9 protein-coding genes are annotated in these 8,212 nt (G+C 44.2%); 8 read left to right on the forward strand and 1 reads right to left on the reverse strand.

Features of this window, described 5'->3' with window-relative positions; genetic code table 11:
- The 3 genes from AC1DSE_RS25455 to AC1DSE_RS25465 all read left to right on the forward strand — a co-directional run.
- Window positions 1-539, forward strand: a 539-nt coding sequence (locus AC1DSE_RS25455; protein ID WP_477528376.1) for a GNAT family N-acetyltransferase, incomplete at its 5' end; no start/stop codon positions are given.
- Between the two features lie 214 nt (window positions 540-753).
- Window positions 754-1,170 carry a DUF2203 domain-containing protein gene (locus tag AC1DSE_RS25460; RefSeq protein ID WP_477509956.1) on the forward strand — a complete coding sequence of 139 codons (417 nt, stop codon included), beginning with the start codon at window positions 754-756 and terminating at the stop codon, window positions 1,168-1,170.
- A 141-nt stretch (window positions 1,171-1,311) separates the two neighbouring features.
- On the forward strand, window positions 1,312-2,607 hold the full coding sequence (locus tag AC1DSE_RS25465; protein ID WP_477528377.1) for an outer membrane protein assembly factor BamB family protein: 1,296 nt from the start codon (window positions 1,312-1,314) through the stop codon (window positions 2,605-2,607).
- A gap of 82 nt (window positions 2,608-2,689) precedes the next feature.
- Here AC1DSE_RS25465 and AC1DSE_RS25470 read toward each other — a convergent pair whose 3' ends face one another.
- Window positions 2,690-3,751 carry an endonuclease/exonuclease/phosphatase family protein gene (locus AC1DSE_RS25470; RefSeq protein ID WP_477509954.1) on the reverse strand — a complete coding sequence of 354 codons (1,062 nt, stop codon included), beginning with the start codon at window positions 3,749-3,751 and terminating at the stop codon, window positions 2,690-2,692.
- A 207-nt stretch (window positions 3,752-3,958) separates the two neighbouring features.
- Between AC1DSE_RS25470 and AC1DSE_RS25475 the strand changes: the two genes are divergently transcribed.
- From AC1DSE_RS25475 to AC1DSE_RS25495, 5 genes are all read left to right on the forward strand, one after another.
- Window positions 3,959-4,651 (forward strand): type 1 glutamine amidotransferase, encoded by a 693-nt coding sequence (locus tag AC1DSE_RS25475; protein ID WP_477528378.1) that lies wholly within the window; start codon window positions 3,959-3,961, stop codon window positions 4,649-4,651.
- 99 nt (window positions 4,652-4,750) lie between these two features.
- Entirely contained in the window at window positions 4,751-5,659 is a 909-nt protein-coding gene (locus AC1DSE_RS25480) for an aldo/keto reductase (RefSeq protein WP_477509952.1), read from the forward strand.
- Between the two features lie 112 nt (window positions 5,660-5,771).
- Window positions 5,772-6,542 carry an RNA polymerase sigma factor gene (locus tag AC1DSE_RS25485; protein ID WP_477528379.1) on the forward strand — a complete coding sequence of 257 codons (771 nt, stop codon included), beginning with the start codon at window positions 5,772-5,774 and terminating at the stop codon, window positions 6,540-6,542.
- Between the two features lie 42 nt (window positions 6,543-6,584).
- Complete coding sequence (locus AC1DSE_RS25490; protein WP_477509950.1) at window positions 6,585-7,583, forward strand: hypothetical protein; 999 nt, start codon at window positions 6,585-6,587, stop codon at window positions 7,581-7,583.
- A 225-nt stretch (window positions 7,584-7,808) separates the two neighbouring features.
- Window positions 7,809-8,212 (forward strand): Rrf2 family transcriptional regulator (locus AC1DSE_RS25495; RefSeq protein WP_477528380.1); only part of this gene is annotated, 404 nt, incomplete at its 3' end.

Consider the following 8,212-nt stretch of genomic DNA (forward strand, 5'->3'; position numbering starts at 1 on the left):
GTTTTGAAAGCAGCCGTCTTCTTATCCGCGCGCCCCAATGGGGGGACGGAGCGAAGCTGAATGAGGCCGTTATAGAAAGTGAAAATGAGCTCAAACCTTGGATGCCATGGGCTCAAGCGATGCCTACGATCGAAGAATCTGAAGTTGTCATCAGGAAGTCTCGGTCCAAGTATATGGATCGTTCAGACCTCATGCTGCTGCTTTTTTTAAAGGATACAGGTCAGTTGATAGGAAGCAGCGGTCTTCATCGCATAAATTGGCAAGCGCGAAAATTTGAAATCGGGTATTGGGCTCGTACAGCTTACAGCGGCCATGGGTATATAACGGAAGCGACGAATGCAATTTCAACATTTGCAATAAATGAGCTAGAAGCCAATCGTATTGAAATACGTTGTGATGCTAGGAATTATCGAAGCGCGCGAGTTGCAGAGCGACTGAGCTTCACCTTAGAAGGCATACTCCGAAATGAAAAATGTGATGTCAACGGTATTCTGCGGGATACGATGGTGTTTGCGAAAGTAAGAGGAAAAGAATTTTGAAGAAAAAGAACAGTACTATATAGGCTTATTTTTCAACCATGAATAGGTATCTGTGATCGTTCGAGGGAAGACAGGACCTTGCTCTTTCGTCAAAAGAGGAGCAGATTCTAACTCTTCTCTAGAACCCATTCCTTTACGGAGCTTGAAAGAGAGTGTAGGATACTTATTATGGAATGTAATAAATGATTATCATCAGATAGGGAGTGTTTACGGGATGGGGAACAAAACCTTCACGCTGAGAGAAGCGAACGAGATGCTGCCGCAGTTGCAAGAGGATTTACGGAAGCTTCAACACATTACGGCGCAATTTGAAGATTTATATATAAGTTATCAGAAAGAGAAGGCTGCTTATGAACAAGTTTTTGCTGCTATTGAAGGCAGTGAGGACCCTTTCTTTGAGAGGGAAAGCCAGCTGGAATTTATGAAGATGGAGGTAGACCTGTTAATTGAAAACTTCTCGCGAAAAGGCGTGCAATTGAAAATGATTACTCCTGGTTTAATTGACTTTCCAGCGGTGCTCGATAATCAGGATATTCTGATTTGCTGGAAGGAAGGCGAAGCTGAGGTTAGCCATTATCATGGTTTACATGATGGGTTTATGGGCAGAAAACCGTTTCCGCAGGATGAATAGTATTCATAATTAATGACCAGCAAGGATTTATCCTTGCTGGTCTTTTTAGTGTGAAGACAACACGAATTGATTAGAAACATTTTACAATTATTATACGTTATGTAAGTTGGGTGATGAAAATTGGAGATAAGAAGGTGTGAAATGAGAAACTGGAAAACAGCTTTTTCGCGAGGCATTTTGATGGCATGCTGTTCTCTACTATTAATGAGTTCTGTTGTATCTGCATCATTTGATTCACGTACTTCCTATGTGGGAGATAACAAAGAAACGGAGATAGCTGCTCCTATTATTAAACCGCAATGGTCATTGAACTACGAAGGTATAGCAGCAACAGGTGAAGGTAAAGCCTTTTATTTGTTAAAGGGAAAAGTGATAGCTGTTACTATTCAGAATGGGAAAAAGCTGTGGGAGTATGGCAGTCAGCTCAAAGCGCCTCTCGTATATAAGGAAGGCCAACTGTACGTTAATTCGAGCGGAGGCCGTGTACACGCTATTAAGGCGTCCTCAGGCAAGAAAGTATGGGTGGCTTCCGTGAACGTTAATAACATTCATGATATTATTCCGGATGGCGATCAGCTATTCACCTTTAATGGAGACATTCAAGCTTACAGCATAAAGGATGGTAAATTTCAGTGGCGTGACAATTACAAAGAGCCGCTGCGCAAAAAGATACTGTTTCATGGCGATTTTATAATAGGAGAAAATGAGTTATCGGGTGCTTACACATACTCGCTCCTTCATGCTTTTAATCGCAAGACAGGAAAAAGGGTTTGGGAAGCTGCACATTACAACTTTCCTATTGGTGCAAAGGATGGAACTATAACTGCGCAGAAGCTCGTTAACCTGTTCGAGCCTGCTCCATTAACTACACTTGATACCCTAGATATCAAGACGGRCAAAGTACTTAACAGCGTACAATATAATCCTTTAAAGATTGACTTAAATAAAGGAGAATCCGGAAATGAAGGAGACGCTTGGATTAACGGGGACAACGTTTTCGTCAATTTCAATTCTGAGGTGTATAGTTACCCTCTAAATGCTGATCCGAGCAAAATAGAGCCCAAGGTGTATAAGCCTGTTGTTTACGCGCCAGGATTCAAATATGCGGCTGGGCCATATGAGGGAAAATTGATTTATACGAATGGCCGCGGGATATATGGGGTTAAATTAATTAATAAGACAACCGTGGATTATAATGCTGGTGTAACAGGCCTCATCGCACGTTTTGATTTAATTGGTAAAGGGATATATGTGGCGCAAACGGATGGAACGATATCAGCTATCCATTTAGATACAGCAGCGCCAATTGTACAATTAAAAACAAATGAAAGAGAGTTTGGAGAGACGCTGCTTGAGAGCGGAATGATTGTGGTTCAGGCAAAAGGCAAGCTGCTCGCATTTAAACAACCTGCCAGCTTGAAATCTAGCGTCAAATAAATAATATGCATTGAAGCAACAACAGCTCAATGTGCGTTAATTACAAAAGAGCCCCGATTACGAAAAATCGGGGCTCTTTGCTTTATCGTAAAATAAACTCAGCAGTTACCGGATTATGGTCGCTGTGTTCAAATGCTAAATCTGTACTTTGCAGCCGAATTTTATCTACGTTTGAAGAAACGAGAAAACCATCAATTATGGCTCTGAAATTAACGCCTTCCGTGTATGCAATATCTAATGTACGTACAGTAGCGATGCTGTCGTCGACCATCCACTTGAAGCCGCTTGGTTTGAAATCCTCAGGAAACTGCTGAAGCCATTCTGGCCATGCCTGTGTCGTTTCGAATCGATCAGGGGCAGTGCCGGGCAGGGCATGGTTCCAATCTCCGCCTACAATAATATAATTGCCCTTGCCATTCTCCTTCTCTAAAAAAGCGGCTAAATAATCCAATTGCTGCTTGCGGATTTTGCCGCCCTCATCAAAGGCAGATAAATGAAGATTGATAACAATAAGCTCTTTGCCGTTATTGACCTCAAATCTGCTTTCTATAAAGGCACGATCCAATTCAAGCTGCTGTATCGGCCAGCTCTCTTTGCCTGGAAGATCGTATCGCTGATTGCTTTTGTTTTTGAATGTTGAGAAGGTTAGAAGGCCGCTCTGAACGGAGCCCATTGGATTAAAAATCGGAACGGGAACCCATGCCACTTTATAGTTATAAGCAAATGCATAGCTGTAATCTTCCAAAGGTTTTGCCAAATAGTCTATTTCATTAATATGGTAGCTTCTTGATGAGCGGGCATCGACTTCCTGAAGCAAATAAAAGTTGGATTGGTTTGTTTTCATAAAGGACGAAATGGAGTCTAGATTGGAAATCGTTTGATTTTTGCTGCTGGAACGTGATTTTTTACCTCCATCCATAAAAAAATCTTGTTTTTTGTCCAAGCCAGCATAGCCGATATTGAAGGTCGTAACTGTAAATGGAACGCCTTGCTCGATGAGTTGTTCTTTATTATTTTCTGACGTAATCTCGATAACTTCTGCGGGTTTATAATCGGATAAAGTAATATACAGTAAAAACCCTCCTGCAATCGCAACTGCGAGTAGGATAAGCGTACCAATTGTTTTTAATATCTTTTTCCCCATATGATCCATCCTTTCATTACGTATTGCGTTACTCACATTTAAGATTATAAGTATGCTACTGGAAATGTACCATGATATGGGTTAGGGAACTAGTTGTTTTTTTATTGATGTCTTCCCACTATTCAGGAAAGTGATATTAACGATACTAAATATTGATACTATAATTAAGCTCATTACAGGTCATATGCGACCAAGGATGGGGAATGAATGATGAATATCATAGCTTTTAAACACTTCGCTTTTGATGATGATTATGCGTTTCGTTCATGGGCCAGCCTTGGAGGACATCGCTTGGATGTTAAGAATCCTGCTCTTGAGATTGATGCCAAATGGCTTGACGATATGGATTTGCTTGTTATATGCGGCGGGCCAATGAGCGTCTATGAAGAGGAGAAATATCCTTGGCTTACGGCAGAGAAGCAGTTCGTACGGCAAGCCATTCACCTTGGCAAAAAAGTGCTGGGCATCTGCTTTGGCGCTCAAATGATAGCTGAGCTGCTGGGAAGCCGAGTATACCGAAATACGCATAAAGAAATAGGCTGGCATTCAATTAACCTTACGAAGGAGCARCATCCTTGGCTCTGCGGCATGCCTGAGCAATTTATTTCGTTTCAGTGGCATGGCGATACCTTCGACTTGCCGCAGGACACGCGGCTCCTCGCTTCTTCAGAGGCATGCAAGGTACAGGCATTCGCTTATCGCGAGCATGTCATGGGACTGCAATTTCATTTGGAGACGACAGCTGCATGCATGGAATCGATGTTTGCACACTGGTCTTCAGAGCTTATTCAGGCGCCATACATTCAAACAGCTGAACAGATTCGCAGTCAATTCGCGCGCACTGAGCAGTCTCTAATGCTGCTACATAACATATTGGATCAGATTTCCTTAAAGTGTTAATAGTGGAACCATTTTTGTTGCTCCCTTAGTCCAAAAGTAATATCATAAATGAATAATGAAGCGGCTAGATTATCGGTTAAGGAAAAGGAGATTTCAAGCATGAAGCACAATCGTCTCGGGAAATCAGAGCTCTACATAAGTGAGATCGGCCTTGGCTGCATGTCACTAGGGACAGATAAAGTAAAAGCGACAGCCCTAGTACATGAAGCGATCGAGAAGGGCATTAATTTTCTAGATACGGCTGATCTTTATGATGAGGGTCTTAATGAGGAAATAATCGGCGAGGCAATAAAGGGAAAACGGGCAGATATTGTACTTGCGACGAAGGTCGGCAATCGTTGGGAGAAGGGAAAAGCGGGCTGGTCGTGGGACCCGTCCAAAGCTTATATTAAGTCGGCTGTAAAAGACAGCTTGCGAAGGCTCCAAACGGACTATATCGATTTGTATCAGCTGCATGGAGGTACACTGGATGATCCCATATCGGAGACGATTGAAGCATTTGAGGAGCTTAAGCAAGAGGGACTCATTCGCTATTACGGCATTTCTTCGATTCGTCCAAATGTTATTCGAGAATATGTGGAGCGTTCAAATATCGTCAGTGTGATGAGCCAGTATAGTATTTTGGACAGAAGGCCTGAAGAGCAAATATTGCCTTTATTAGAAGAGAAGGGCATTAGTTTAATTGCTCGAGGTCCGGTGGCAAAAGGGATTTTAACCGATAATGGAGCTGCCAAGGCGGAAAAGGGTTATTTGGATTATGACAAAGAGGAGCTGTCGTCTTTGCGAGACGTTTTGCTAGAGATGGGAGAAGGCTCTCGTGATTTGGCGCATACAGCAATCCGGTATGCATTGGCCAATCCAGCTGTAGCTGCTGTCATTCCTGGCGCGAGCTCGTTAGAACAGCTGCAGCACAATATCGCGGCAAGTGAAGCTCTTCAGCTATCTCCCGCTGAGCTGGAGACCATCAAGAGGTTAAGTAAAGAAAATCGTTTTGAACAGCACCGTTAGAGAGTAGGAGAGGCTGCCTGATAGGCAGCTTTTTTTTGATTATAAAATAAAAAAGTTTTGATCCATTGATAGATATTTGGCGTAAGTGGCATCTGTCTAGTAAGGGGGATGAATGATGGAGGTTTGGGCACCCGATTTGCAAGTTCTGTTAAGTAGTGGAGCAGGGGCAGAAGCACAGGAGCAATCGTTAGTTGAACGAGCAAGGACCGGCGATGAGGAAGCGTTCGGGGAGCTGGTGCGTCGTCATCGAGCTAAGGCGCTTGGACTCGCTGGCAGCTTGACGAAGGATGCGTTTATGGTAGAGGACATTGTGCAGGAAGCGCTGATTCGTGCATTTATGCACCTCGGTACGCTTACAGACGCAAGCAGGTTTATTCCTTGGCTGCACCGGATCGTGCGAAATCAAGCCTATATGAAGCTGAGGAGAGGCGGACCCTATAGCAAGGAGCGGCCATTCGTTAGCTTCATGAGCCAATCAGGGCTGCCAGCAGAGGCAGGTAAAAGCGGGCAGTTGGTTGATTGGAGCGATATCGATAGCATCCTGTTTCATTTAACAGATCAAGCCATGAATGAGCCGAGTGAAGGACAAAATCCGGAGCATGCTGTCATCCGCCAAGAAACGCTCCAGAGCATTCATACGCTGATCCGATGCTTGAACAAGCGGGAGCGGGACATTTTTGAAGCACGATTTTTTGGCGAGCTGCCGCCGGCTGAGATTGCTGAGCTGTTCGATACGACGACTTCAAACGTATACAATATGCTGTCGAGATCAAGGGTTAAGCTTCAGAAGGAGCGTATTCGCATATCGATTAGTTTATATGTGGAGCAACGGGCGTTGCTCGGTTTGCCCAGAAGGAAAATTCTCACTCCGCCCCCTATGTAGGTTCAGAACGTTTATGACAAATCTTGAATGGAGCTGAAAATAATGACGCTGGATAGGGATTGGTCCAAAACATGGACCTCGGCCGCTGCTGCTATACATGGCGCGGTGAGCTACACGGATAAAAAACATTTTACGCTAACAGATGTGATGGGATTTACCGGTCATGCCTTTCGCATGAATATTGATCCCGTCAGTATTAACGCGGCAGGGCCAACCTCATTCCCAGGTGGATATATATTGAGGAGGAATATAGGAAATCTCGGCTTTACGAGCTGTTTGGCTGATCCTATGCTCCCGTTAACGCCGGATAAAGTAGAGCGAACTATCGCTCTCGTTCAGCAGTCAATCGACCGTGGCATCCCTGCCATTTCATTTGATTTGTTTATACCTGAATTCGGTTTGATCTATGGTTATGATGATGATAAGCAGCTCTTTCATGCAAAAGATGTATCGAAGGACGGCACGATAAGTTATGCCGATTTTGCCGATTCCAAGATTGATTTGTTGTTCGTGACGACGATTAGCGAAAGCCTGCCTCACTCGAAATACGAAATATTGCGCATGGCGTTATCGATGATCGTGGATCATGGGCGAGGCAAGGAATGGACGCATGTGTTCGAGGATAAATTTGTACAGGGCTTAGCGGGTTATGAGGCATGGATTGGTGTGATGGAGCGGCGAAATGCGGATGAGCATGGTCATGCCTATAACATTGCTGTCATTTCTGATGCGCGTGAGTTCGCTGCTCGTTTTTTACGCGAATTGGCATTCCGCTGGGATGGGACAAATGTTGTGGAGAGAACGGTTCGCAAGCATGCGGGTGAAGCAGCGCTGCATTACGAGGTAGTTGCTGAGGCGCTGGGCAAGCTGAGAGAGCTATTCCCCTTCCCAGAAGGCGGCAAGTCGAAGGACCCTGAAACCGCGGATCGTGCAATCGTACTGCTTCGGCAAGCACAGGCGGCGGAGTCGAAGGGATTGGAGCAGTTGGAGCAGCTGTTTCATTTTATGAAGGAATATTATTCGGAGATCTGGGTGAACTGAGTCATCATTGTGTAACGGTTGGGCAAGTGTATGATGAAGGACAATGGGGAAAGTTTTTAAAGATATAAGCAGCGATAGCTCCGAATAAAGCTGCTCAAAAAAGTTTGACAGGGAGAAAGCCTATACCAAGGCTTTCTCTCTGTGCTATTCTTAGGGTGGAAGGTTTGACATTATCAACTGTATGAAATAACATTACAGTATCCTTCTTGAGAGGGAGTTGTGAAAATGAATAGTGAATTTACGGTTGCGGTTCACAGCTTAGTGCTGTTGGCTTATTTGCCTGATCATATGGCGAGCAGCGAGACCATTGCTCGCAACGTTTCGACGAATCCGACACGTATTCGCAAAATTATGAGTTCCTTACGGAAGCATGGCTTTGTGAAGACGAAGGAAGGAATCGGCGGGGGATATATTTTGAATTGTGAGCCGAATGAGGTTACGCTGGCACAAATATATCGAGCACTATCAGGCGGTACGCTAAAGCCGCATTGGTGTTCAGGAAATCCAGAGGAGGACTGTCTGGTATCCGCGAATATTCAAGTGGTGATGGATCATTTTTTTTACGAGGCAGAGCTTCATTACGTGGCCTATTTGGAGCAAAATACGCTTCAAACTGCTTTGGACAAGAT

It is taken from the genome of Paenibacillus sp. 01L418, assembly GCF_056400045.1.

What these genes read in the sequence shown, in the direction of transcription:
- AC1DSE_RS25460 (WP_477509956.1), top strand. Translation starts at nt 754, where the DNA reads ATGGGGAACAAAACCTTCACGCTGAGAGAAGCGAACGAGATGCTGCCG.
- AC1DSE_RS25470 (WP_477509954.1), bottom strand. Translation starts at nt 3,751, where the DNA reads ATGGGGAAAAAGATATTAAAAACAATTGGTACGCTTATCCTACTCGCA.
- AC1DSE_RS25480 (WP_477509952.1), top strand. Translation starts at nt 4,751, where the DNA reads ATGAAGCACAATCGTCTCGGGAAATCAGAGCTCTACATAAGTGAGATC.
- AC1DSE_RS25485 (WP_477528379.1), top strand. Translation starts at nt 5,772, where the DNA reads ATGATGGAGGTTTGGGCACCCGATTTGCAAGTTCTGTTAAGTAGTGGA.
- AC1DSE_RS25490 (WP_477509950.1), top strand. Translation starts at nt 6,585, where the DNA reads ATGACGCTGGATAGGGATTGGTCCAAAACATGGACCTCGGCCGCTGCT.